The organism is Umezawaea tangerina (assembly GCF_003002815.1).
Taxonomy (GTDB): Bacteria; Actinomycetota; Actinomycetes; order Mycobacteriales; family Pseudonocardiaceae; genus Umezawaea; species Umezawaea tangerina.
Map to the genome: position 1 here is coordinate 78,924 of NZ_PVTF01000024.1, position 23,306 is coordinate 102,229.

Annotated in this window: 21 protein-coding genes; 7 read left to right on the forward strand and 14 right to left on the reverse strand. The window is 72.4% G+C overall.

Annotation, left to right across the window (positions count from 1 at the left end; genetic code table 11):
* Positions 1 to 66: 66 nt before the first annotated feature.
* Positions 67 to 1,101 (forward strand): DUF2293 domain-containing protein, encoded by a 1,035-nt coding sequence (locus CLV43_RS45460; protein ID WP_106196778.1) that lies wholly within the window; start codon positions 67 to 69, stop codon positions 1,099 to 1,101.
* A 35-nt stretch (positions 1,102 to 1,136) separates the two neighbouring features.
* Here the strand turns inward: CLV43_RS45460 and CLV43_RS48325 are convergent, their stop codons facing one another.
* From CLV43_RS48325 to CLV43_RS45470, 3 genes are all read right to left on the reverse strand, one after another.
* Positions 1,137 to 1,292 carry a hypothetical protein gene (locus CLV43_RS48325; protein WP_170156299.1) on the reverse strand — a complete coding sequence of 52 codons (156 nt, stop codon included), beginning with the start codon at positions 1,290 to 1,292 and terminating at the stop codon, positions 1,137 to 1,139.
* 183 nt (positions 1,293 to 1,475) lie between these two features.
* Positions 1,476 to 2,225, reverse strand: a complete 750-nt coding sequence (locus CLV43_RS45465; protein ID WP_211304874.1) for an SDR family oxidoreductase — start codon at positions 2,223 to 2,225, stop codon at positions 1,476 to 1,478.
* A gap of 40 nt (positions 2,226 to 2,265) precedes the next feature.
* Entirely contained in the window at positions 2,266 to 2,934 is a 669-nt protein-coding gene (locus CLV43_RS45470; RefSeq protein WP_245887511.1) for a maleylpyruvate isomerase family mycothiol-dependent enzyme, read from the reverse strand.
* Between the two features lie 98 nt (positions 2,935 to 3,032).
* On the opposite strand from CLV43_RS45470, the gene CLV43_RS45475 reads away from it, so the two are divergent.
* On the forward strand, positions 3,033 to 3,602 hold the full coding sequence (locus tag CLV43_RS45475) for a CGNR zinc finger domain-containing protein (RefSeq protein WP_245887512.1): 570 nt from the start codon (positions 3,033 to 3,035) through the stop codon (positions 3,600 to 3,602).
* On the opposite strand, the gene CLV43_RS45480 is transcribed toward CLV43_RS45475, so the two are convergent.
* Positions 3,585 to 4,796, reverse strand: a complete 1,212-nt coding sequence (locus CLV43_RS45480) for an MFS transporter (protein WP_106196782.1) — start codon at positions 4,794 to 4,796, stop codon at positions 3,585 to 3,587. The two genes, CLV43_RS45475 and CLV43_RS45480, sit on opposite strands and share 18 nt — an antisense overlap.
* A 70-nt stretch (positions 4,797 to 4,866) precedes the next feature.
* Between CLV43_RS45480 and pdxR the strand changes: the two genes are divergently transcribed.
* Positions 4,867 to 6,261 carry a MocR-like pyridoxine biosynthesis transcription factor PdxR gene (gene pdxR, locus CLV43_RS45485; protein ID WP_106196783.1) on the forward strand — a complete coding sequence of 465 codons (1,395 nt, stop codon included), beginning with the start codon at positions 4,867 to 4,869 and terminating at the stop codon, positions 6,259 to 6,261.
* Here pdxR and CLV43_RS45490 read toward each other — a convergent pair.
* The 4 genes from CLV43_RS45490 to CLV43_RS45505 all read right to left on the reverse strand — a co-directional run bounded on the left by CLV43_RS45490 (position 6,252) and on the right by CLV43_RS45505 (position 13,193).
* Positions 6,252 to 8,876, reverse strand: coding sequence for a PEP/pyruvate-binding domain-containing protein (locus CLV43_RS45490; RefSeq protein WP_106196784.1), 2,625 nt, complete (start codon positions 8,874 to 8,876; stop codon positions 6,252 to 6,254). The genes pdxR and CLV43_RS45490 overlap by 10 nt on opposite strands.
* A gap of 214 nt (positions 8,877 to 9,090) precedes the next feature.
* On the reverse strand, positions 9,091 to 11,937 hold the full coding sequence (locus CLV43_RS45495) for a vitamin B12-dependent ribonucleotide reductase (protein ID WP_106196785.1): 2,847 nt from the start codon (positions 11,935 to 11,937) through the stop codon (positions 9,091 to 9,093).
* Positions 11,938 to 12,028: 91 nt separating this feature from the next.
* Positions 12,029 to 12,493 (reverse strand): transcriptional regulator NrdR, encoded by a 465-nt coding sequence (gene nrdR / locus CLV43_RS45500; protein WP_106196786.1) that lies wholly within the window; start codon positions 12,491 to 12,493, stop codon positions 12,029 to 12,031.
* 196 nt (positions 12,494 to 12,689) lie between these two features.
* Positions 12,690 to 13,193, reverse strand: coding sequence for a LysM peptidoglycan-binding domain-containing protein (locus CLV43_RS45505; RefSeq protein WP_146175161.1), 504 nt, complete (start codon positions 13,191 to 13,193; stop codon positions 12,690 to 12,692).
* Positions 13,194 to 13,480: 287 nt separating this feature from the next.
* Here CLV43_RS45505 and lexA point away from each other — a divergent pair, with 287 nt between their 5' ends.
* A complete protein-coding gene (gene lexA, locus CLV43_RS45510) occupies positions 13,481 to 14,113 on the forward strand; it encodes a transcriptional repressor LexA (RefSeq protein ID WP_245887518.1) in 633 nt (210 codons plus the stop codon).
* A gap of 55 nt (positions 14,114 to 14,168) precedes the next feature.
* On the opposite strand, the gene CLV43_RS45515 is transcribed toward lexA, so the two are convergent.
* Genes CLV43_RS45515 through CLV43_RS45525 form a run of 3 tightly spaced genes read right to left on the reverse strand, consistent with a single transcriptional unit; the run spans position 14,169 to position 17,176 of the window.
* Positions 14,169 to 15,194 carry a hypothetical protein gene (locus CLV43_RS45515; RefSeq protein ID WP_245887513.1) on the reverse strand — a complete coding sequence of 342 codons (1,026 nt, stop codon included), beginning with the start codon at positions 15,192 to 15,194 and terminating at the stop codon, positions 14,169 to 14,171.
* A 2-nt stretch (positions 15,195 to 15,196) separates the two neighbouring features.
* Positions 15,197 to 16,645: a GTPase HflX gene (hflX, locus tag CLV43_RS45520; protein WP_106196788.1), complete on the reverse strand. Its 1,449-nt coding sequence runs from the start codon at positions 16,643 to 16,645 to the stop codon at positions 15,197 to 15,199.
* A gap of 42 nt (positions 16,646 to 16,687) precedes the next feature.
* Complete coding sequence (locus CLV43_RS45525; RefSeq protein ID WP_106196789.1) at positions 16,688 to 17,176, reverse strand: ArsR/SmtB family transcription factor; 489 nt, start codon at positions 17,174 to 17,176, stop codon at positions 16,688 to 16,690.
* 53 nt (positions 17,177 to 17,229) lie between these two features.
* Between CLV43_RS45525 and CLV43_RS45530 the strand changes: the two genes are divergently transcribed.
* Both CLV43_RS45530 and CLV43_RS45535 read left to right on the forward strand, forming a co-directional pair.
* A complete protein-coding gene (locus tag CLV43_RS45530; protein WP_106196790.1) occupies positions 17,230 to 18,465 on the forward strand; it encodes an MFS transporter in 1,236 nt (411 codons plus the stop codon).
* Complete coding sequence (locus CLV43_RS45535) at positions 18,458 to 19,330, forward strand: SMP-30/gluconolactonase/LRE family protein (RefSeq protein ID WP_106196791.1); 873 nt, start codon at positions 18,458 to 18,460, stop codon at positions 19,328 to 19,330. The genes CLV43_RS45530 and CLV43_RS45535 overlap by 8 nt, the downstream gene beginning before the upstream one ends.
* Here the strand turns inward: CLV43_RS45535 and dapF are convergent, their stop codons facing one another.
* From dapF to CLV43_RS45550, 3 genes are read right to left on the reverse strand one after another with little or no spacing between them, the layout of a single operon-like run.
* Entirely contained in the window at positions 19,331 to 20,155 is an 825-nt protein-coding gene (gene dapF, locus CLV43_RS45540) for a diaminopimelate epimerase (protein WP_106196825.1), read from the reverse strand.
* A 10-nt stretch (positions 20,156 to 20,165) separates the two neighbouring features.
* Positions 20,166 to 21,068, reverse strand: a complete 903-nt coding sequence (gene miaA, locus CLV43_RS45545; protein ID WP_106196792.1) for a tRNA (adenosine(37)-N6)-dimethylallyltransferase MiaA — start codon at positions 21,066 to 21,068, stop codon at positions 20,166 to 20,168.
* Positions 21,065 to 21,772 (reverse strand): class III extradiol ring-cleavage dioxygenase family protein, encoded by a 708-nt coding sequence (locus tag CLV43_RS45550; RefSeq protein WP_106196793.1) that lies wholly within the window; start codon positions 21,770 to 21,772, stop codon positions 21,065 to 21,067. Before CLV43_RS45550 ends, miaA begins: the two co-directional genes overlap by 4 nt.
* A gap of 184 nt (positions 21,773 to 21,956) precedes the next feature.
* On the opposite strand from CLV43_RS45550, the gene CLV43_RS45555 reads away from it, so the two are divergent.
* A complete protein-coding gene (locus CLV43_RS45555) occupies positions 21,957 to 23,291 on the forward strand; it encodes a DUF349 domain-containing protein (protein WP_106196794.1) in 1,335 nt (444 codons plus the stop codon).
* Positions 23,292 to 23,306: the final 15 nt, after the last annotated feature.

Genomic DNA, 23,306 nt, shown 5'->3' on the forward strand with positions numbered 1-23,306 from the left:
GAGCGGTCGGCGGTCGTGGTCGTTTCCACCCGCCGGGGCGACGGGCCCGCCCCCGCCGGTGGGAGGATGCGCCGGGTGAGACTGGAGAACCGGGTCAGGACGGCCGCGTCCGCGCTCCTGGCCAAGCGGAAGTTCGTGGCGCCGCTGGACCTGTTCACGACGATGGGGTGGCTGCCGGACAAGCAGCTCGACCGGTGGCGGCGCGGCCAGGTCGACCACCTCGGCGTGGTGCTCGCGGTGACCCCGGACAAGGCGCGGGAAGCGCTGGACGTGCTGCGGCGGTGGGCCGAGTCCGAGGGGTTGGCGGCCACCGAGGTGGAGTACCCGGCGGCGACGCTGGACCGGCGGCCGCTGCGCTTCGACACCGGGCCGGAGACGGCCTACCGGACGCACTGGATGGCCGTCGGCCTGTCCGAGACGCGGCGCAGGAGCCTGGTGGAACGGCAGAACAAGGCGCCCGACCTGGTGGTGGACGTGGCCACGGCCGACTGGTCGTGCACGGAGTGCCGCGGCACCGGCGACCTGTTCGTCGCCGACCCCGGCGGACCGCTCTGCCTGGTCTGCGCGGACCTGGACCACCTCGTGTTCCTGGGCGCGGGCGACGCGACGCTGACCCGGCGGGCCAAGAAGGCGAGCGGGCTGTCGGCGGTCGTGCGGCGGTTCGAGAAGTCGCGCAAGCGCTACCAGCGCAAGGGGATCCTGGTAGAGGAGGCCGCGTTGGAGGAGGCCGAGGACTCCTGCCTCGCCGACGAGGACGTGCGGCTGCGCAGGCGGGAACGCGACCGCGAGCGCCGCGCGGACTGGGACGTCGACTTCCAGGCCGCGCTGGCCGAGGAGATCCTCCGGCTGTTCCCGCGCTGCCCCGCCGAGCGCGCCGAGGCCATCGCCGTCCACGCCGGGACCCGCGGCAGCGGCCGGGTCGGCCGGTCGGCGGCCGGCCGCGCCCTGGACGAGCGGAAGACGACGCTGGCGGTCATCGCTTCGTTGCGGCACGAGGACACCGACTACGACCGGATGCTGATGTCCGGTGTGGACAGAGCCGTGGCGCGCGAACGGATCCGCGCGGACGTCGACCGGTTGCTGGCGGACTGGCGCGGATGAGACGGGGAGCGGGCTCGCACCCGCTCCCCGCCGCACTACCCGCGCCTGCGGACGGCGTACTGCCGCTGGGCCGCCACGGGAGCGGCGAACGCCCGCGGCGGGACCTGGGACCTGCGGGCCGCCCTGCGGTCCCGCCTGCCGGCGGGAACGGCGTCGGACTCGGGAACTGGCGGTTCGGAGCGCGTGGTCATGAGCGCCTCCTCACTGTCGGGATGGCGTGCGTCGTCGACGACCGCGACGGGTCGTCGGGAAGAGCCCGCGAGGGCTACCGGTGGGATGAGGTCACGCGCGGCACGCGAACGTCGGCGGCGGCGCGGAGGGTTCCTTCTCACTTCACCCGGCGACCGTAACAAGGCCCCGCGAAGGCCCGCCACCTATTTACCGGCGGCCAGGAACTCCTCGAACGTGCCCTTGCCGTCGGCGTGCTCGGGGGTGGTGACCCGCCCCTCGCGCAACGCCCGGAAAGCCTTGCCCGGCAGGGAAAGGGACACGACCCGGCGCTTGAGGCCACGGGCCGTCGCGTAGGCCGCGGCGAGGTCCGCGACCGCCCGCACCTGCGGACCGCCGAGGTCGTCGACCCGCCCCGCGGGCTCGGCGTCGGCCAGGTCGACCAGCCGGGCGGCGACCTCGCGGACCTCCACCGGCTGCATCCGCGCGGTCGGCACGATCATCAGCAGCGGCACCCGTGCCAGCGCGCCGAGCGCGGTGGCCACCAGGTCGTGGAACTGGGTGGCGCGCAACAGGGTCCACGGCACGCCGGACTCCTCGACCACGCGCTCCTCGGCCAGCTTCGCCCGGTAGTAGCCCATGGGGACGTCCTCGATGCCGACGATCGAGATGTGCACGAGGTGCCGCACGCCCGCCGCACGCGCCGCCACGACCAGCCGCCGGGTCGACTCGACGAGGCCCTTCCGCACGTTCGCGCAGTGCACGACCACGTCCGCGCCCTCGACCGCCACCGCGAGCCCGGCACCGGTGCCCAGGTCGACCGGCCACTCCGGCGAGCTGCGGCCGACCGCGCGGACGTCGTGGCCGCGCGCCCGCAGCAGCTCCACGACCACGCGCCCCAGGGTGCCGGTGCCACCGGTCACCACGACCGTCTTCACGTCCGAATCGTCGCTCATGACCAGTGGACGGGCCAGGCGAGCCGAACGTGACACCAGCTCACGGGTACGGCCTGAGCTCCGGCAGCTCGCCGGTCAGCGACCCGACCGGCGTGCGCCCCGCGGCCCACGCGGCAAGGTCGTTGCGGGCACCGCGGACCTCCACCGGCGTGCCGCTCCCCCACGTCCACACCTGCCCGTCGTCGGCGCGCAGCAGGACCTGGACGCCCTCGGGCGCGCGGGGCGCGGTGAACGCGAGCAGGTGGTCGGCGAACTCGGGCAGCCAGGTCGCGGGCGTGTAGCCGAGCCGCAGGTCGGTGCTGTGGATCTCGATCTCGCGCCAGTAGCCCAGCACCACGTCGGCGACCGTGCCGTCGCGGTAGACGACCGCGCGGTCCCAGTCGTCGTCGCCGATCTTCGCCAGGGCGCGGTCGAACGAGCCGGCCGCGGCCAGCACGGACTCGACCAGGTCCACGGCCGGGTTGCCCGCGTTCGCGGCGATGGCGGCGTCACGGGCCGGCCTGCCGCCGTCGTAGGGCTCGATCTTGCGGCCTTCGAGGGCGTACTCGACCTGGCGGGTGAACGCCGAGGCGACCCCGGCCAGGTGGGCGAGCACGTGCCCGCGGGACCAGCCGGGCAGCGTCGAGTCGGCGTGCACCGCGCTGTCGGTCAGCCCGTGCAGCAGACCGGGCAGGCGGGTGTTCGCGGCCCACACGGGAACGGGGTTCACGGCCACAACGACTCCTAACGGGCTTCAACGGGGATGCCATTAGAGACTAGCGACCGCAGTCTTATGGGAACAAGCCCGAAGACCGTTAGGATCACCTGGTGGACACCCATCCAACCCTCGCCTTCGTGGGCACGGTCCGGTACGAGAGGGACGACCTCGCCACCGCGGCCGGGTTCGCCGACTGGCTCGGCCTGCACACCGACGCCCCCGTCGCGCTGGCGGCGGACGACCAGGTCAGGGCGCGTGTCCTGGCGTTGCGCAAGGCGGTCCGGACGCTGTTCGCCCGCGCGGTCGAGCCGGGGCCGCCGAGCCGGGCCGACGCGGACCGGTTGTTGGACCCCGGCGCCGCATTGGACCAGGTCAACGAGGCCGCGGGCGCCGTGCTGCGCGCGCCGCGGCTGGAGTGGCCGTCGGCGCACGCGCCGCGGGTCACCGAGCGGCTGACCGAGGCCGACCAGGCGACGCGGCTGGTCGCGGACTTGGCGCGCGCCGCGATCGAGTTCCTGGTGAGCGAGGACCGCGACCGGCTGCGGGCGTGCCCGGCGCCGCGGTGCGTGCGGTACTTCGTGCGCGACCACCCCCGGCAGGCGTGGTGCAAGCCGTCGTGCGGCAACCGGGCGCGGGCGAGCCGGTACTACCAGCGGCACCACTCAGACCCCGACGGCTGACCTCCGCCGCGCGGCCCGGCGCACGGCCGGACCCATCGCCAGGCCCGCGACCAGGAACACCCCGCCCAGCACCAGCCAGCCCGCGGTACCCCAGCCGATGACCAGCGCGGTCAGCAGCAGCGGCCCGGCCATCCTGGCGACCGGCACCCCCGTGCCGAAGAAGCCCTGGTACTGGCCCTGCTTGTCGGCCGGAGCCAGGTCGAAGCCGATCTCCCACGCCCCCGAGGCCAGCATCATCTCGCCGAGCACCTGGAGGACCGCGGCCACCAGCAGCGCCAGGACCGCCGTCCACGCCGAGCCGCCCGCCGACAGCGCGAACACCGCGCACGACGCCAGCATCGCGAACCCCGCGCGGCGGACGAGCCGCGCGGCCGAGTCCAGCCCGGTCACCCGCCGGGCCACGCGGACCTGGAACAGCACGACGCCGACGGTGTTGAGCACGAGCAGCGCGGCGACCATCCACCGGGGCGCCTCGGTCCGCTGCACGATCCACAGCGGCACCACCAGGCTCAGCAGCGGCATGTAGAGCAGCATCACCGCGTTGAGGCACGTCACCAGCGCGTACGGCCGGTCGCGGAGCACCGCGAACACCGGTCCCCCGGTCGTGGTCACCGGGACCGGCGGCACCGGCGGAAGGCCGCGCAGCACGGCCGCCGCGGCGAGGAACCCGAGCACGTCCAGCGCGAACACCACCAGGTAGGCCGCACGGGTGTCGACCTGCAGGGCCAGCCCGCCGACCCCGGCGCCGATCGCCAGCCCGGCGTTGACCGTGGACTGGAGGTAAGCGCGGACGGCCGTCCGCTCCGCCTTGTCCACCAGCGCCGCCAGCAGCGCCTGCCGCGCGGCGGACAGGCCGGACTGGCAGCTCGCGTAGAGGCAGGCCGCGACGACGAACGGGACGAACGAGCGGACCACCAGGAACGACCCGACGGCGACGGCCGTGGCGACCGCGAGCAGCACCGCCGTGCCCTTGGGACCGCGCCGGTCGGCGAGGTGGCCCAGCGGAATGCCCGCGACGGACCCGACCGCCCAGCCCAGCGTGAGGCCGAACCCGATCTGCGTCGCGGACAGCCCGACGATCCGGGTGAAGTACAGCGCCGAGCACACGAGGTACGCGCCGTCGCCGAGCGAGTTCGCCAGCTGCGCCAGCGCGAGCACCCGAGCCGGTCCGGGAGGCGGCAGGAATCCGTTCACACCGGAACCCTAGGAAGCCGATTGGCCGGGGGTAAGGTCCGATTCCGAGCGATCCGATTGGGCCAATCCGATGGACTTCCACGTCACCCTCGACGGGCGCGGCGACCGGTCGACCAGGATCTACCGGCAGCTGCTGGAGGCGATCCTGGACGGGCGGCTGCGGCCGGGCGAGCGCGTGCCGCCAACCCGTGAGCTGGGCGAACGGCTCGGTGTCGCGCGCAACACGGTGGCCGTGGCCTACGACCGGCTGACCGCGGAGGGGTTCCTGGTCGGCCGTGTCGGCGCCGGGACGTACGTGTACTCCGACGGCGACCGGCCGCGGTCCCGGCAGGCACCCGCGGGGGCCGACGTGCGGCCGCGCGCGACGTGGGCGGCAGCGGCCGAACCCGAGCGCGACACCGCCTCCGGGCTGCCCTACGACTTCAGCGCGGGCGTGCCGGACGTCGGGCTGTTCCCGTTCGGCACGTGGCGCAGGCTGTTGCGGCCCGAGGCGGCGCGCGCCGACTACGGCGACCCGTCCGGGCTCCCCGAGCTGCGCGAGGCGATCGCGCGGCACGTCGGGGTGTCCCGGTCGGTGCGCGCGGACACCGACGACGTGCTGGTGACGCAGGGCGCGCAGCAGGCGCTGGACCTGGTCTGCCGGGTGCTGGTCGAACCGGGTGAGTGCGTCGCGGTCGAGGACCCCGGCTACCCGTTGGCGCGCGCTCTGTTCCGGTCGCACGGCGCGCGCGTGGTCGGTGTGCCCGTGGACGGCGAAGGGCTGGTGGTCGACGCGCTGCCCCCGTCGGCGCGGCTGGTGTACACGACGCCGTCGCACCAGTTCCCGCTCGGCACGCCGATGTCGTTGCGGCGGCGGACCGCGCTGCTCGACTGGGCGCGGCGGCACGGCGCCGTGGTGGTGGAGGACGACTACGACAGCGAGTTCCGGTACTCCGACCGGCCGCTGGAACCCTTGCAGAGCCTCGATCGGGCCGGGCGGGTGGTCTACGTCGGGTCGTTCTCGAAGACGCTGCTGCCGACGTTGCGGCTCGGGTTCCTGGTGGCTCCCGCGTCGCTGCGCCCGGCGTTGCGGGCGGCGAAGCAGCTCACCGACTGGCACGGCGACCCGATCGCGCAGGCCGCGTTGGCGCGGTTCATCGACGAGGGCCTGCTGGCGCGGCACATCCGCAGGGCGACGCGGGTGTACGCGGCGCGGCACGCGCGGATCACCGCCGCGCTGCGCGACGACTTCGCCCGGTGGCTGGAGGTCGTGCCGTCCGCGGCGGGCATCCACCTGGCCGCGCGGACCCGGTGCGACCCGGACGAGGTGGTCGGGGTCGCCCGGTCCCGCGGTGTCGCGATCCGCGCGTTGAGCTCGTTCTCGCCGGAGGTCCACTTCGGACTCGTCATCGGGTTCGGCGCGATCCCGGTGGACCGCATCGACGACGGGCTCCGCTTGCTGGCGGGGAGTTTCCCTCAGTCCTGATCGGCCGGGACGACCGTGCCGAGTGCACCGTCCACGGTGATCAATTGGCCGGTGGTGATCCGGTCGACCGCCTCCGCGACGCCGACCACGGCCGGGATGCCGTACTCGCGGGCCACCACGGCACCGTGCGAGTTCGCGCCGCCCATCTCCATGACCAGGCCGCCCGCGGTGAGGAACAGCGGCGTCCAGCCGGGGTCCGTCGACGGCGCCACCAGGATCTCGCCGGGCTCCAGGTGCGCGCCTACGGGGTCGAGCACGACCCGCGCGCGACCGGTGACCGTGCCCGCCGAAGCGGGTGTGCCGACCAGTGCCCCCGGTCCCGTGGGACCGCCCTGCGAGGCCACCGCCTCCGGCTCGGTGCCGTCGGACAGCAGCACCCGCGGCACCCGGCGACGACGCATCTCGCGGTCGTAGACCTCGTGCCGTGCCGCCACCTCGGCGCGGAAGTCCTTGCCTCCCAAGGCTTCGCGGATCTCCTTGAAGTCCAGGAAGTACACGTCGTCGACGGTCTCCAGAAGTCCCTCGGCCGCCAGCTCGGCGCCGATCAGCCCGACCTGCTCCCGGACGTGGGCGAACGCGACGACCAGGTGGTACTTCGGCATCTCGCGCAGGCCGACGAGCAGCCTGGCCCGGCCCAGCGCGAACCGCACGAACCGACCGCGGACCCGGCCCACCCTGCGCGCCAGGCGTCGCACGGTCTCCTCCGCCTCGGCGGCACCGCGGGCGAACTGGACGTCCGGGGCCAGCGCCGGGTCGTCCAGCCGCAGGTAGTTCGCCAGCACGCCGAGGATGTGCGCCGGGTCGTCGGACCACCGCGGCAGCCCGAGGTCGATCTCGGCGACCGCGCGGTGCCCGTAGTCGCGCAGGAACCCGGCGAGCCCGCGCTGGGCGACCTCCGGCAGCGCGCCCTCGTGGAAGAGGGCCGCCAGCTCGCGCGCCGACCGGTCGCGCAGGGCGGCGCCCGACTCCGCGTCGGCCCGGATCGCGACGGCGACGTGCCAGAGCTCCAGGTCCATCTCGGTGGTGACGTTGTGCGGCAGGCCGCGCAGCACCGGCTGCAGGTCACCGGGCCGCCACTGCTTGCCGAGCACCTTGCCCGCGAGCCCCAGCATCGCGAACCCGGCGGCGGCCAGCGGGAAGATCATCGGCAGCACCCGGACCGTGCGCTCGCCCAGCACGTCCTCGCAGTGGTCGAGCCGTTGGACGGCCGTCGCGGTGTCGGAGACGGCCAGCAGCTCCCGTTGGGTCGCGGCGATCTGCGCCATGCGCCGGTGCGCGGACGCCGGGTCCGCCACGGCGCGCACGATGTGCACCGGGAGCCGGTAGCGGGCGGCCACCCGTGCGAACCGGCGGAGGAACGGCCGCCACGACGTGTGCACCAGGCTGAACCGCGGGTCGTCGAACAGGCCGCGCAGCACGACCGAGGACCGCGTCTCCATCACGTCCAGCGCGCGCGGCACGATCGCCCGGCCGGGCTTGCTGCGCACCAGCGTGGTCGCGTCCACCCACAGCCGCTGCCCCGCCTCGCGGTAGGGCGCCGGGCCCGCGAGGCGGTCGCGCGCCGGACGGCCGAACAGGTCCGCGAGACCCGACGCCATCAGCCGGAACCCCGCCAGGCCGATCGGCGTGATCGGCCGTTGCAGGCCCTGGGCGACGCTGAAGCACAGGAAGACCCGCGGGTCCTCGGCCGTGGCGCCGTCGGGCAGCGGGAACAGCGTCGTGATCGGCCGCGCCTGCGTGAGCCAGAGGGTGCCGTCCGCGTCGAGCGCCCACTCCGTGTCCTGCGGCGCCCCGTAGTGCGCCTCCACCCGTGCGCCGAGCGCGGCCAGGTCGCGCACCTGCTCGTCGGTCAGGCACGCCCCGTCCGCCGTGTGCTCCACCTGTTCGGTGCCACCGCCGGGCAGCGACCGGATCAGCACCCGCTTGTCCCCGAGCCCGCGCTCCCGGATCTCGCCGGACTCCGTGTCGACCACGAAGTGGTCCGGGTTCACCGCCCCCGACACCACCGCCTCACCGAGCCCCGGACTCGCGTCGACCACCGCCTCGCGGCGCCTGCCGGTGACCGGGTTCGCGGTGAACAGCACACCCGCCACCGCCGACTGCACCATCTCCTGCACCACCACCGCGAGCCGCACCACGTCGTGGTCGATCCCGTTGCTCTCCCGGTACGCCACCGCCCGGTCCGTCCACAACGACGCCCAGCACCGCCGCACCGCGTCCAGCACCGCCTCCGCGCCTACCACGTTCAGGAACGTGTCCTGCTGCCCCGCGAAACTCGCGAACGGCAGGTCCTCCGCCGTCGCCGACGACCGCACCGCCACCGGCGTCGCGACCCCCAACCGCTCGTACCCCGCCACCACCGCGTCCCGCACGTCACCCGGCATCTCCGCCGCCAGCAACAGCTCCCGCGCCTTCGCGGGCTCCCCGCTCACCCCACCGACGCTCTCCGCCACCCGCCGGTACGCCTCCGTCATCACGCAGAACCCCAGCGGCACAGGCAGTCCCGCCCGCGTCAGCTCCCCCAGGTTCGCCGCCTTGCCGCCGACCTCCGCCAGCATGCGCGCGTCGATCGCCGTGAAGTCGCGGATGAGCCGGTCGTCGAGGCGTGTCTCCATGGCGAGGAGGTTACGAGGGTTCGACGGAAAGTTCAACGGGTGTTGAATTATTGGGAGACGGCATCACCCGAGTGGCGGCGCCGTCCGGAACTCCACGACCGAACTACGGCCGCGTCCTGAAGAACCGCCCTTCCTTCGCTCCCAAGAACTTCCGCCCGACGAACGCCGACGAGGGCGGCCCCGGATCGGGGCCGCCCTCGTCAGGTGGGGAGTACTAGCTGCAGCCGGAGGTGCTGCCGCAGCCCTCGCAGAGGTAGCAAGAGCCTGCGGGGCGCATCTTGGTGCCGCAGGTCATGCACAGGGGGGCGTCGGCGGTGGTGCCGAGGTGCAGTTCGAGCAGCTCGGTGGAGCTGCCGACGCGGACGTCCTGCTTGCTGGGCTTGGTCTCCTTCGCGGGGCTGGCGTCGACGGAGGTCTGCAGGCCCACGATGTCCACGTCCGCGCCGCCGCCGTACTCGTTGGCGACCGTGGCGGTGCGCTCGTCGGCGGTGAAGATGCCGAGCTGGGAGCGCTTCTCGTAGGGCAGGTAGTCCAGGGCGAGCCTGCGGAACAGGTAGTCCAGGACGCTGGTGGCGATCCGGACGTCCGGGTCGTCGGTCATGCCCGCGGGCTCGAAGCGGAGGTTCTGGAACTTCGAGATGTAGAACTCCAGCGGGATGCCGTACTGGAGGCCGACGGAGATGGACATGGAGAACGCGTCCATCACGCCCGCGAGCGTGGAGCCCTGCTTGCCGAGCTTGACGAAGATCTCGCCGAGGCCGTCGTCGGGGTAGGAGCCCGCGTGCAGGTAGCCCTCGGCGCCGCCGACGGTGAACGACACCGTCTGGCTGGGGCGCTTCTTCGGCAGGCGCTTGCGGACCGGGCGGTACTCCACGACGGTCTCGACCTTGGGAGCGGCCGACGAGGTGGCCTCGCCACCGGTGTTGGCGCCCTTGCCCGCGGACAGCGGCTGGCCGACCTTGCAGTTGTCGCGGTAGATCGCGAGGGCCTTGATGCCCATCTTCCAGCCCTGGAAGTAGATCTCCTCGACGTCCTCGATCGTCGCGTTCTCCGGCATGTTCACCGTCTTGGAGATCGCGCCGGAGATGAACGGCTGCACGGCCGCCATCATCCGCACGTGGCCCATGGGCGCGATGGAGCGCTCGCCCATGGCGCAGTCGAAGACCTCGTAGTGCTCGGGGCGCAGGCTCGGCGCGTCCACGACGTTGCCGTGCTCGGCGATGTGCTCGACGATCGCCTCGACCTGCTCGTCCTGGTAGCCCAGGGCGGACAGGGCGCGCGGCACCGTCTGGTTGACGATCTGCATGGAGCCGCCGCCGACGAGCTTCTTGAACTTGATCAGCGCGAGGTCGGGCTCGATGCCGGTGGTGTCGCAGTCCATCATCAGGCCGATGGTGCCGGTGGGCGCGAGCACGCTGGCCTGCGCGTTGCGCCAGCCGTTGCGGGCGCCGATCTCGATGGCCTCCTGCCACGCGCGGGTCGCGACCTTGTGCACGGCGCCGTCGTTGACGCCGAGCGTGCGGATCGAGTCGTTCGCGGCGGCGTGCTTGCGGATGACGCGCTTGTGGGCGTCGGCGTTGCGGGCGTAGCCCTCGTACGCGCCGACCATGCCCGCGAGCTCGGCCGAACGCCGGTAGGCGACGCCGTTCATCAGCGAGGTGATGGACGCGGCGAGCGAACGGCCGCCCTCGGAGTCGTACGCGTGGCCGGTGGCCATCAGCAGCGCGCCGAGGTTGGCGTAGCCGATGCCCAGCTGGCGGAACTTGCGGGTGGTGTCGCCGATGGGCTCGGTCGGGAAGTCCGCGAAGCAGATGGAGATGTCCATCGCGGTGATGACGACCTCGACGGCCTGGGCGAACGTGCCCGCGTCGAACGTGCCGTCCTCGCGCAGGAACTTCATCAGGTTCAGCGACGCCAGGTTGCAGCTCGAGTTGTCGAGGTGCATGTACTCCGAGCACGGGTTGGACGCGGTGATCCGACCGGACTCCGGGCAGGTGTGCCAGTCGTTGATCGTGCCGTCGTACTGGATGCCGGGGTCGGCGCACTCCCACGCGGCCTTGGCGAGCTTGCGGAACAGGTCCTTGGCGTCGACCTTCTCGATGACCTCGCCGGTCTGGCGGGCGCGCAGGCCGAACTGGCCGCCGGACTCGACGGCGTTCATGAACTCGTCCGAGACGCGGATGGAGTTGTTGGCGTTCTGGTACTGCACGGACACGATGTCCTTGCCGCCCAGGTCCATGTCGAAGCCGCCGTCGCGCAGGACGCGGATCTTCTCCTCCTCGCGCGCCTTCGTCTCGATGAACTCCTCGACGTCGGGGTGGTCCACGTCGAGGACGACCATCTTGGCCGCGCGGCGGGTGGCGCCACCGGACTTGATGGTGCCCGCGGACGCGTCGGCGCCGCGCATGAAGGAGACCGGGCCGGACGCGGTGCCGCCGGAGGACAGCAGCTCCTTGGACGACCGGATGCGGGAGAGGTTCAGGCCGGCACCGGAGCCGCCCTTGAAGATCAGGCCCTCCTCGCGGTACCAGTTGAGGATCGACTCCATCGTGTCGTCGACGGCGAGGATGAAGCACGCGCTGACCTGCTGCGGCGAGCTGGTGCCCACGTTGAACCACACCGGCGAGTTGAAGCTGAACACCTGGTGCAGGAGCATGTAGGTGAGCTCGTGCTCGAAGACCACCGAGTCGGCCTCGGTGGCGAAGTAGCCGTGCTTGACGCCCGCGGCCACGTACGTCTTCACGACGCGGTCGATGAGCTGGCGCAGGCTGGTCTCCCGCTGCGGGCTGCCGACGGCGCCGCGGAAGTACTTGCTCGTCACGATGTTCGTGGAGTTGAGCGACCACGAGGCCGGGAACTCGACGCCGCGCTGCTCGAAGTTGACCGTGCCGTCGCGCCAGTTCGTCATGACGACGTCGCGGTGCTCCCAGGTCACCTCGTCGTAGGGGTGCTTGCCCTCGGTCGTGTAGACCCGGCGCACCTTCAGAGCGGCCCCCCGCTTGTCCCCACTGCCGTTGCGCGCGGCTGTCTTCTTGCCTGCGCCGCTGACGGTCTCCGTCATGCCCGGTCTCTCCCTATGTGCTCAAGAAAAATACGTGCACGGCCCAGCGTCCGGAGAGCCCGTCCGATGCGGTCTGCGTGCGAGTGGTGCCCTACGAACGCGGTTCGTCTACCCGCGCCGTACGAAGATCCGAAATCTCCTTCTCGAAGTCCTCGACGGACGAGAAGGACCTGTAAACGCTGGCGAACCTGAGGTAGGCGACCTCGTCGAGCTCCCGTAAGGGTCCGAGGATCGCCAGTCCCACCTCGTGGCTGGGGATCTCCGCGCTGCCCGTCGAGCGGATGGACTCCTCGACCCGCTGGGCGAGCTGCTGGAACGCGTCCTCGTCCACGGGACGGCCTTGACACGCCCTGCGGACACCGGTGACGACCTTGTCCCGGCTGAACGGCTCGGTCACGCCGGACCGCTTCACGACCGCGAGGACCGCTTCCTCTACGGTGGTGAACCGGCGGCTGCACGCCGAGCAGGAGCGCCTGCGCCTGATGACCTGCCCTTCATCGGCCTCGCGGGAGTCCACCACGCGAGATTCCGAATTCCGGCAAAACGGGCACCGCACCCCAACTCACCCCTTCTCAGGGCAGCACCTACCGCATCAGCCCCAGGAACCGGGTTACCCACAACCTGTGGACTGACTTCGTCGGTACAACCACTAGATGTAGGGGTGAACCTATGCGACAAGTCGACGCGAGGCAACTCAGACACACCCCCCGTTCGACGGAACGAGCGGTCCGTCCACGAGCGCGATCGGACGACTACGGAGCGGGTTCCACCACGCCCTGCGGGACGACCAGGGACTGTCCGGGGAGGACCTCGGAGTCGGCCAACCGGTTGAGTTCCCGGATGCGCTCGACGACGGCGTCCGGATCGCTGTTCGGGGCGGAGCGCACGGCGACGTCGTGCAGGGTCTCACCCACTTGGACGTACGCGACGCCCGTCCGTTCGGGGACGCTCGTCGCGCCCGACGCGTACAGGTAGAGCAGCCCCAGGCAGGCGGCGAGCACGACCGCCAGGACGCAGGCGCCGACCAGCCGGAGGGCGGAACCGCGCTCGCGGCGCTCAGGACCGCACTCGATCGCGTCCGGCGTAGCAGGGACGGAGAGGGTCTTGGTCCGCGAGGCGGGCCTGCGGCCGTCGCCGACGTCGAAGCGCCGGAGGACGCGCGGACCGGGTCGGAGTCCACGTTCGGACGAGACGTCCTGGAGGTCGTCCGCGTCCACCAGCTCGAAGCCGGACCGGGTCCCGATCAGCACCGCCATGACACCCTCCATCGCAGGTCAACCGAACAAGATCGAACACAGGTTCGATCGAACGTCCGTGCGAATGTCTACCACTTCGGGCCTCGAATATCGAGGACACGCCGACTATTACTTCGAACAGGTGTTTGATCTGGACATCAAGTGCGACTACCGTCGAACGTGAAGATCGACGGATATCCGGCCTGGGCGATCGGGACCGGTGAGGAGGAAGCACCGTGGCGCGCAAGATCATCGAGGACCTGGCCACCGCGGCAGGTGACCCCGTCCTTCCCAAGCAGCAGACGGACATCGCGGGCAACGCGGGCCTGACGCTGCGGCAGCGCAAGGTGCTCGACGTGATCCGCGACTGGCTGGACCGGTTCGGGTACCCGCCCAGCGTCCGCGAGATCGGCGAGGCCGTGGGCCTCACCTCCACCTCGTCCGTCGCGCACCAGCTGCGGGCCCTGGAGCGCAAGGGCTTCCTGCGCCGGGACCCGAACAGGCCGCGAGCTGTCGGCGTGCTGCCGACGGAGATCGACGCCGGGATGGACCCGAGCCACAAGCCGACGCCCGCCTACGTGCCGATGGTGGGCCGGATCGCCGCCGGTGGGCCGATCCTCGCCGAGGAGTCCATCGAGGACGTGTTCCCGCTCCCGCGCGAGATCGTGGGCGAGGGCGAGCTGTTCCTGCTGAAGGTGGTCGGCGACTCGATGATCGACGCCGCCATCACCGACGGCGACTGGGTCGTGATCCGCCAGCAGCCGACCGCCGACAACGGCGACGTGGTCGCGGCGATGATCGACGGCGAGGCGACCGTGAAGACGTTCAAGCGGCGCGACGACCACGTGTGGCTGATGCCGCACAACCCGGCCTACGAGCCGATCCTGGGCGACGAGGCCAGCATCCTCGGCAAGGTCGTGGCCGTGCTGCGCAGGCTCTGACAGAACTCCGCGTCCGGATCGGGTGCCTCCCTCGGGAGGCACCCGATCCGCGTGTTCAGGCCCTGCGCCGCGACCGGCGCACGAACGCGCCGACCAGCACCAGCGCGACCACCCCGAACCCGACCACGGGCCACAGCGGGGTCGACTCCGCGGCGACCACGGGCGCGGCGGAGGTGCCGGTGGGCGCGGGAGCCGGGGTGCTGGACGACGGGGGCGGTGGGGGCGCGGCCAGCGCCGCCGCCCCGGCCACCGCGGTGATGGTCGACGAGGTGTCCTTGCCGAACTCGGACCCGGACAGCAGCGTCCCGTCCGGGTCGAACGCGATCGCCTCCCCCTGCGCCTCGTTCGGCAACGGGATCCGCACCGGGTCGGCCTTCAGCGCGGCCACGACGTCGCCGTCGGGCATCGGGTAGAGGTAGGCGTCGGTGTAGGTCCGCAAGGCGATCACCTTGCCGTCCCGCGACACCGCCCCGCCGGTCACCACCCTGGTGACGACGGAGCTCTGCAACGGCCCACCGGGCGTGTCGGTCCCCTTGATGGACACCGACGCGACCTTCTCCATCGGCACGGTCGCGCCGTCCACCAGCGGCCCGGCGGGCCGGTAGACCAGCGCCGACCCGATCGGCTCCTTGGTGACGACGTACGGCACGCCCTTGCCGTCCAGGAGGATCGCCTCGGCGTCGTGCTTCCCGTCCGGGTAGGTCAGCCGGTACAGCGCGGAGTCCCCCGCCTGCGACACGACGTGCAGCGCGACCGTCTCGCGGGTGCGGTTGTTGTCGCCGGTGTCGGCCAGCCACAGCGCGCCGTCCGGGGCGAGCGCCAGGTCCTCCACGTCGAACGGGTTCACCGCGACGGTGATGGTGTCCCGGACCTCGCAGTCGCGGCCGACGACCTGGACGGCGATCCCGCCGTCGTCGCTGTCGTTGACGGCGAACAGCCGGTCGCCGTCGGAGGCGAGCCCCGACAGCTCCTCCAGGCGCTGGTCGGTCACGGTGCACAGCGCGACGGGAACGGCCGGGTCCGCGTGGGCGGACCCGGCCGTGACGAGCAGGAGCAGTCCTGCGACGAGCGGAACGCGCACGTTCAGGCGTGGCTTCCGACCGCGTACTGCTCCAGCAGTGCGGCGAGCGTGGGGTGGACGCGGGCGCTGAGCTCGGTGCCCTCCTCCGTGTGCTTCTCCGAGAGGACCTCGCCCTCCCGGTGGATCCTGGCCACGATCTCGCCCCGCGCGTACGGCACGAGGGCCTCGACGGTGACCTCGGGCCGCGGGATGAGCTGCGCGATGCGCTCCCGCAGCTCCGCGATGCCCTCGCCGGTGTGCGCGGAGACGAACTGCGCGCCGGGGAACAGGTGGCGCAGCCGGGCGATCACCAGGTCGCCGACGGCGTCGGTCTTGTTCACCACCAGCAGCTCGGCGGGCATCGGGTCGTCGCGCTTCTCGCCGATGTCCGCGATGACCTCGCGCACGGCCTTGACCTGCGACTCCGGCATGCCGTCGGAGCCGTCGACCACGTGCACGACCAGATCGGCCTCGGCGACCTCCTCCAGCGTGGAGCGGAACGCCTCGACGAGCTGGTGCGGGAGGTGGCGGACGAAGCCGACCGTGTCGGTCAGCGTGTACGGCAGGCCCTCCGGGGTCTCGCTGCGCCTGGTCGTCGGGTCCAGGGTGGCGAACAGCGCGTTCTCCACCAGGACACCGGCGCCGGTCAGGGCGTTGAGGAGGCTGGACTTGCCCGCGTTCGTGTACCCCGCGATGGCCACGCTGGGCACCTCGGCGGAGTGCCTGCGCCCGCGCTTGGTGTCGCGGGTCGTGCTCATCCCGGCGATCTCGCGGCGCAGCTTGGCGATGCGGGACCGGATGCGGCGGCGGTCGGTCTCGAGCTTGGTCTCACCGGGACCGCGCGTGCCCACGCCGCCACCGCCGGAACCACCCGCGCCACCGCCCTGCCGGGACAGCGACTCACCCCAGCCGCGCAGCCTCGGCATCATGTACTGGAGCTGGGCCAGCTCGACCTGCGCCTTGCCCTCCCGCGAGCTCGCGTGCTGGGCGAAGATGTCCAGGATCAGCGCGGTCCGGTCGACCACCTTGACCTTGAGCTTCTCCTCCAGCTGCCGCAGCTGGCCGGGCGAGAGCTCACCGTCGCAGATGACCGTGTCCGCGCCCGAGGAGATCACGACGTCGCGCAGCTCGGCGACCTTGCCCGAGCCGATGTAGGTGGCCGGGTCCGGCTTGTCGCGGCGCTGCACGAGCCCTTCGAGGACCTCGGAACCGGCGGTCTCGGCGAGCAGCTTCAGCTCGGCCATCGACGCCTCGGAGTCCTGCGCCGTCCCCTCGGTCCACACGCCGACGAGCACCACCCGCTCCAGGCGGAGCTGCCGGTACTCGACCTCGGTGACGTCCTCGAGTTCGGTGGAGAGCCCGGCGACGCGGCGCAGTGCCGCGCGGTCGGCGAGTGCGAGGTCGCCCGTGGACATGTTCTCGTCCTCGTCGGCCCAGTCGGTGGTGTCGGTGTTCAGCGTGTTTTCCGTCATTTGCCCTTCATTGTCCCACGGAGCGCCCACTCGGCCGAGTGGTTAACCACCGGGGTACACGGCCAGGTAGATGGCTGTGCCGGGCGCCTCGGGGTCGACGGGGTGGGCGGCTAGCTCCTCCATCAACGAGTAGAGGCGCCGCTTTAGTTCCGCTGGATCGATCTTGACGATGAGCCTGGTCTGCTCCAACGCGGTGGGGCCGACGTCGGCGACCTCGCCGAGGTAGGCCTGGAGGATCGCCTCCGCGGTGCCCGACGACAGCCCGACGTCGTCCAGCCGCCAGGACAGGCCGGTCGACAGGTACGGGATCTCCTTCGCTCCCCGGTTGCCGGAGCGGGCGGGCTGGGCTTCGAGGAAACCGGTGGCCACCAGCTTGCGGACGTGGTGCAGGGTCGTGGCCGGGTCCTTGTCCAGCCGTTCGGCGATCTCCTTGTTGGTCAGCGCGTCCCGGTAGGTCAACCGGATGATCCGCAGCCGGACGGCGGACGCCAGCGCGGCGGCTTCCTCGGGGGTGGCTCTTCGCCTCTGCACCCGACCAGCATAAGTGATTGACTGTTTCCAATCACTTCGGCGACACTCGTCGCATGGCTCTCCGGACGCACCGGGACTTCCGGCTCCTCTGGGCTGGCGACACCGTCAGCCAGTTCGGCTCCTCGATCGGGCGAACCGTCCTCCCGCTGCTCGCGGCGACCACGCTGGCCGCGTCGCCCTGGGAGATGGGCGTGCTCAGCGCGGCGGGCACGGCCGCGTTCCTGCTGATCGGCCTGCCCGCGGGCGTGTGGGTCGACCGGGTGCGCCGACGGCCGCTGATGATCTCCACCGACCTGCTGCGGGCCGGACTGATGCTGTCCGTGCCGCTCGCCTGGTGGCTCGGGGTGCTGACGCTGGCGCAGCTCGTCGTGGTCGCGCTGCTGGTCGGCGTGTGCACGGTGTTCTTCGACGTCGCCTACCAGTCGTACCTGCCGTCGCTGATCGGCCGGGAGCACCTGGTCGAGGGCAACTCGAAGCTCCAGGCCAGCCAGTCGGTCGCCGACGTCTCGGGGCCCGCGCTGGCCGGTGGCGTCGCCCAGGCGATCGGCGCCGCGAACGGCGTCCTCGCCACCGGGGTCGGCTACCTGGGCTCGGCGCTGTTCCTGTGGCGGATCAAGGGCGTCGAGCCCCCTCCACGACCGCACGGGGGCCGCTCGCTGCGCACCGACATCGCCGAGGGCCTGCGGTTCGTGGTCGGCAACCGGTCGCTGCGGGCCATCGTGGGCTGCACCGGCACGTCGAACCTCTTCGCGGGCCTGGAGATGGCCGTGCTGATCCTGTTCCTGATCCGCGACATCGGCCTGTCCGAGGGCGTGGTCGGCGTGCTGCTCAGCGCGGGCGGCGTGGGCGGAGTGCTCGGCGCGGTCTCGGCGAACCGGTGGAACCGGCGACTGGGCCAGACGCGGGTGATCTGGCTGTCGATGCTGGTCACCCAGCCGTTCGGCCTGCTGCTGCCGCTGGTGGCGGACGGTTGGCGGGTCGGACTGGCCATGGTGGGCGTGGCGATCGCGACCTGCGGGGCGACCGTCTACAACGTCAGCCAGGTCAGCTTCCGGCAGACCGTGTGCCCGGACCACCTGCTCGGCCGGATGAACGCCAGCATCCGGTTCCTGGTGTGGGGCACGATCCCGCTCGGCGGCCTCGTCGGAGGCGTCCTGGGCGGTTGGGTCGGCCTGCGCACCACGCTCTGGATCGGCATGATCGGGCAAGTCCTCGCCGTCGTCTGGGTTCTGCTCTCACCTCTGCGGACGGCGCGCGACCGAGCGACTACCGTCTCCGACCATGGCTGACACCACCGTTCTCCTCGACGGACTCCACTTCGGCGAAGCGCCTCGGCACGGTCCGGACGGCAGGTTCTACATCTCCGACTTCTACGAGAAGGCCGTCTTCACGGTGGACCTCGAGACCGGGGAGAAGCAGGTCGTCTGCTCGCTGCCCGGACAGCCCTCGGGCCTGGGCTGGCTGCCCGACGGCAGGCTGCTCGTGGTGTCGATGCTGGACCGCACGGTGCGCAGGCTGGAGCCGAACGGCGTCCTCTCGCTGCACGCGGACCTGGTCGACATCGCCGGGTACCACACCAACGACATGCTGGTCGACGCCCGCGGCCGCGCCTACGTCGGCAACTTCGGGTTCGACCTGCACAAGACGATCAACGACGAGGGCATCGAGGCCGTCCTGGCCCCCGACTACGTGTCGCCGAGCACGTCGCTCGCGCTCGTCGAGCCGGACGGCACGACCAGCGTGGCCGCGACCGACATGCACTTCCCCAACGGCACGGTGCTGCTGCCCGACGGTTCGCTGCTCGTGGCCGAGACGACCGCGTTCCGGCTGACCGCGTTCGACGTCGCCGAGGACGGGTCGCTGTCCAACCGGCGCGTGTGGGCCGACCTGCGCGGCCAGATGATCGCGCCGGACGGGATCTGCGTGGACTCCGAGGGTGGTGTCTGGGTGGCCACCGCCCTGCAGCCCGTCGTCGTGCGGGTCGTCGAGGGCGGCGCGATCACCGACCGCGTCGAGACCAGCCAGCTCACCTACGCCGTCGGCCTGGTCGGCAACACGCTGGTCGTCTGCACCGCGCCCACGTCGGACCCCGACGTGGTGGGCAAGCAGCACGTCGGCAGGTTGGAGACCGTCCAGGTGAAGGTCGGCGAGTAGCTAGAGGGCGTCCCACCAGGCCTGGTCGAGCTCGCCGCGCGCGACGAGCACGGCCGGGCCGGTGAGGGTGGCGGTCCGCTCGCCGACGACGACGGTGACCTGCCCGCCGGGAACGTCCACGGTGGCCCGGCCGGTGCTCCGGCCGGTGCCGTGCAGCCACGAGGCGACCGCGGCGACGGTGCCGGTGCCGCAGGACCGGGTCTCCCCCACGCCGCGCTCGTGCACGCGCATCCGGAGGGCGCCGTCGCGCAGGACGTTGACGAACTCCAGGTTGACGCCGTTCGGGAACACCGCGGGGTCGAAGTGCGGCTGCTCGGTGAGGTCGAGGGTCGCGACGGGCACGTCGGTCACGCACGCCAGGTGCGGGTTGCCCACGTCGACACCGACGCCGGTGAACTCGACGCCGTCGGTCTTCGTGGTGGACTCGCCGGTGATCCGCGCCGGGCCCATGTCCACGGTCACGCCGCCGTCCGGGTGCACGACGACGGGCTTGTCACCCCCGCGGGTGCCGACGACGAACTCGCCCGCGGGCACCAACCCGGCCTCGACGAGGTAGTGCGCGAACACCCGCACGCCGTTGCCGCACATCTCCGCGATCGAGCCGTCCGCGTTGCGGTAGTCCATGAACCAGGGGCTCGCCGCCGAGGCGACATCGGACGCAGCCGGCCGCACGACGCGCAGCACGCCGTCCGCGCCGAGGCCGCGCCGCCGGTCGCACAGCGCCCGCACGCGCGCCTCGGTCAGGTCCAGCACGCCGTCCGGATCGGGCAGCAGCACGAAGTCGTTCTCGGTGCCGTGCCCCTTGAGGAACTCCACTCCACCCACGCGCACCAGGCTACTTGCCGACCAGCGCCAGCACGTCCCCGACCAGGTCGGGACGGCCCGCGTCGAACCAGGTGACCCGCCGGTCGCGGCGGAACCAGGACCGCTGCCGCCGGACGAATCGCCGGGTGGCCCGCGCGGTCTCCTCGACGGCCACCGCGAGGTCCCCGTCGCCGTCGAACGCCGCGAGCACCTGCTGGTAGCCCAGAGCGCGCGCCGCCGTCCTGCCCTCACGCAGCCCGACGGCCTCCAGGGCGCGGACCTCGTCGACGAGCCCGGCCTCGAACATCCGCCGCACCCGGAGGTCGACCCGCCCGTCCAGCTCGGCCACCTCCCGGTCCAGGCCCACGACCACGGTGCCGTAGCGGGCGGGCCCCGGCTTGGGCAGGTTCGCCGAGAACGGCTCGCCGGTCAGCTCGATGACCTCCAGCGCGCGCACGACGCGGCGGACGTTGCCGGGCAGGATCGCCAGCGCGGCGGCCGGGTCGAGCACGGCCAGCCGCTCGTGCAGCGCGGGGCCGCCGACCACGGCCAGCTCCTCCTCCAGCCGGGCGCGGATGCCCTCGTCGGTGCCGGGGAACCTGAGGTCGTCGAGCACGGCCTGGACGTACAGCCCGGAGCCGCCGACGAGGACCGGGGTGCGCCCGGCCGCCAGCAGGTCCTCGACCACCCCGCGGGTGTGCTGCTGGTAGGCGGCCACGGACGCGGTCTCGGTCACGTCGAGCACGTCGAGCAGGTGGTGCGGGACGCCGCGGCGCTCGGCCTCGGTGACCTTCGCCGTGCCGATGTCCATGCCCCGGTAGAGCTGCATCGCGTCGGCGTTGACGACCTCGCCGCCCAGTCGCAGGGCGAGGGTCACGGCGAGGTCGGACTTGCCCGTGGCGGTGGGGCCGACGACGGCTACGGGGACGGTCACACCCCAGTTTCCCAGACGGCCACGTGGTAGCCGACGCCGTACGGCACGAGCAGCTCCGAGCGGGTGCACCGCCACGGCCCGGTGGCCTCGGCGAGCCCGGCGAGCACCTGCCAGGCGGCCCGGCCGTCCGCGCCCAGCTCGGCCGCCAGCCAGGGGTCCAGCGCCAGCAGCGCCTCAGGGTCGGCGGCGGCCAGCGCCGCGCGCACGCCGTCGTCGAACGGCCCGGCGCGGTCGTCGGGGCGGCCGACCGACGCGTCGCCGTGCCGGTGCGAGCCGGTGCCGAGCACGAGGAAGCCGACCTCCGGCTCGTCGGCGAGGCGCTTGCCCACCGCGAGGCAGTCGGCGGTCGGCAGGTCGGGGTGGACGAGCTCGACCCGGACGTCGAGCGCGCCCGCCCGCGCCCGCAGCCAGCCCGCCGCGAGGGCGGCCAGCGGCAGGCCGGGGTCCGAAGAGGACTCGACGGCCGAAAGGGCGACCGGAACATCGACGCCGTATCCGCGGAACGTCCCGGAGATGTCCGGGCCGATGGTGCGCGGACCGGACGGATCGCCCGCGATCGCCACCCAGTGGGGTGAGCTGTCCGCCAGCTCCCGCGCCGCCGCGACGCACGCCGCGCGCAACGGTTCGGTCTCGTCGGCGGCTCCTCCGACCAACTCGGGCACGAGCAGCGGCGCGTGCGGCAGGATCGCGAGGCGGAGGATCACAGCTCGTCACGGTACCCATCTTCGAGACCGCAGTACCGGGCTGAGCTCTGACCTGTTTGAATGCGCGCGGGGTACTGGGGACGATGAGGCGGAACCAGGTACCCGGTGCTGGGCCCCGCCGGTGGCGGGGCGCCCGTGGTTGGCACGGGCACCACGAAGTGGGCAGGCGAGGAGGAAGCCGGCGATGACGGAGCACGAGACGACACCGGAGACCACTGGTGACAGTGGCGGCACGACAACGGTGGTCGAGGGAACGAAGCAGGAGAGCGCCCCGGTGGCCGCTCCGCCGGTCCCCGTGGCGTCGGACCACCCTGACCGCTGGGGACGTGTGGACGCGGACGGGACGGTCTACGTGAAGACCGCCGACGGCGAGCGCGTCGTGGGGTCGTGGCAGGCGGGCGAGCCCGCCGAGGGCCTCGCGCACTTCGCGCGCCGGTTCGACGACCTGCGCACCGAGGTCGAGCTGCTGGTCGCGCGGCTGTCCTCCGGCGCGGGCGACCCGAAGCACGCCCTGACGAGCGCCAAGCACGTGCGCGAGACCCTCAAGGACGCCGCCGTCGTGGGCGACCTGGAGTCGTTGGCCAAGCGCGTCGACCACGTGCTGGCCAAGGCCGAGGAGGGCCTGGAGAAGGCGAAGACGGCCAAGGAGGCCGCCCGCACCCAGTCCGTGGCGCGCAAGCAGGAGCTCGTCGAGGAGGCCGAGACGCTGGCCAACGAGTCGACCCAGTGGAAGACCACGGGCGACCGGCTGCGGCAGATCCTCGACGAGTGGAAGACCATCCGCGGCGTCGACCGCAAGACCGACGAGCAGCTGTGGCGGCGGTTCTCCAAGGCGCGCGACGCGTTCAACCGGCGCCGGGGCTCGCACTTCGCGGACCTCGACCGGCAGCGCGGCGTGGCGAAGAACCGCAAGCAGGAGCTCGTGGAGGAGGCGGAGAAGCTCGTCCAGTCCGACGACTGGGGTCCGACCGCCGGTCGGTACAAGGACCTCATGGTCGAGTGGAAGAGCGCGGGCCGGGCGCCCAAGGAGGCCGACGACGTGCTGTGGCAGCGCTTCCGCGCCGCCCAGGACGCGTTCTTCGCGCGCCGCTCCGAGGCGTTCAACGAGCGCGACGCGGAGTTCGGCACCAACGCGCAGCTCAAGGAGGCCCTGCTCGCCGAGGCCGAGGCCATCGACCCGGGCAGCGACCTCGAGGCCGCGCGCAACCAGCTGTACAAGATCCAGGAGCGCTGGGACGCGATCGGCAAGGTGCCGAGGGAGCGGGTCCGCGAGCTGGAGGGCAAGCTGCGCGCCATCGAGGAGAAGGTCCGCGGCGCGGTCGACGCCCAGTGGCGCCGGTCCGACCCCGAGGCCGAGGCCCGCGTGGCCCAGTTCCGCGAGCGCGTCGAGCAGTTCGAGGCCCAGGCCGAGAAGGCTCGGTCGGCGGGCGACAAGCGTCGTGCCGAGCAGGCCGAGGCGCAGGCGAAGCAGTGGCGCGAGTGGCTGTCCGCGGCCGAGGCGGCCGTCGCCACCCGCTAGCCGGTCCACCACGAC

Coding starts and splice junctions, on each gene's coding strand:
- CLV43_RS45460 (WP_106196778.1), top strand. CDS start 67: ATGCGCCGGGTGAGACTGGAGAACCGGGTCAGGACGGCCGCGTCCGCG.
- CLV43_RS48325 (WP_170156299.1), bottom strand. CDS start 1,292: ATGACCACGCGCTCCGAACCGCCAGTTCCCGAGTCCGACGCCGTTCCC.
- CLV43_RS45465 (WP_211304874.1), bottom strand. CDS start 2,225: ATGAGCGACGATTCGGACGTGAAGACGGTCGTGGTGACCGGTGGCACC.
- pdxR (WP_106196783.1), top strand. CDS start 4,867: ATGGACTTCCACGTCACCCTCGACGGGCGCGGCGACCGGTCGACCAGG.
- CLV43_RS45490 (WP_106196784.1), bottom strand. CDS start 8,876: ATGGAGACACGCCTCGACGACCGGCTCATCCGCGACTTCACGGCGATC.
- CLV43_RS45495 (WP_106196785.1), bottom strand. CDS start 11,937: ATGACGGAGACCGTCAGCGGCGCAGGCAAGAAGACAGCCGCGCGCAAC.
- CLV43_RS45505 (WP_146175161.1), bottom strand. CDS start 13,193: ATGGCGGTGCTGATCGGGACCCGGTCCGGCTTCGAGCTGGTGGACGCG.
- hflX (WP_106196788.1), bottom strand. CDS start 16,645: ATGACGGAAAACACGCTGAACACCGACACCACCGACTGGGCCGACGAG.
- CLV43_RS45530 (WP_106196790.1), top strand. CDS start 17,230: ATGGCTCTCCGGACGCACCGGGACTTCCGGCTCCTCTGGGCTGGCGAC.
- CLV43_RS45535 (WP_106196791.1), top strand. CDS start 18,458: ATGGCTGACACCACCGTTCTCCTCGACGGACTCCACTTCGGCGAAGCG.
- CLV43_RS45555 (WP_106196794.1), top strand. CDS start 21,957: ATGACGGAGCACGAGACGACACCGGAGACCACTGGTGACAGTGGCGGC.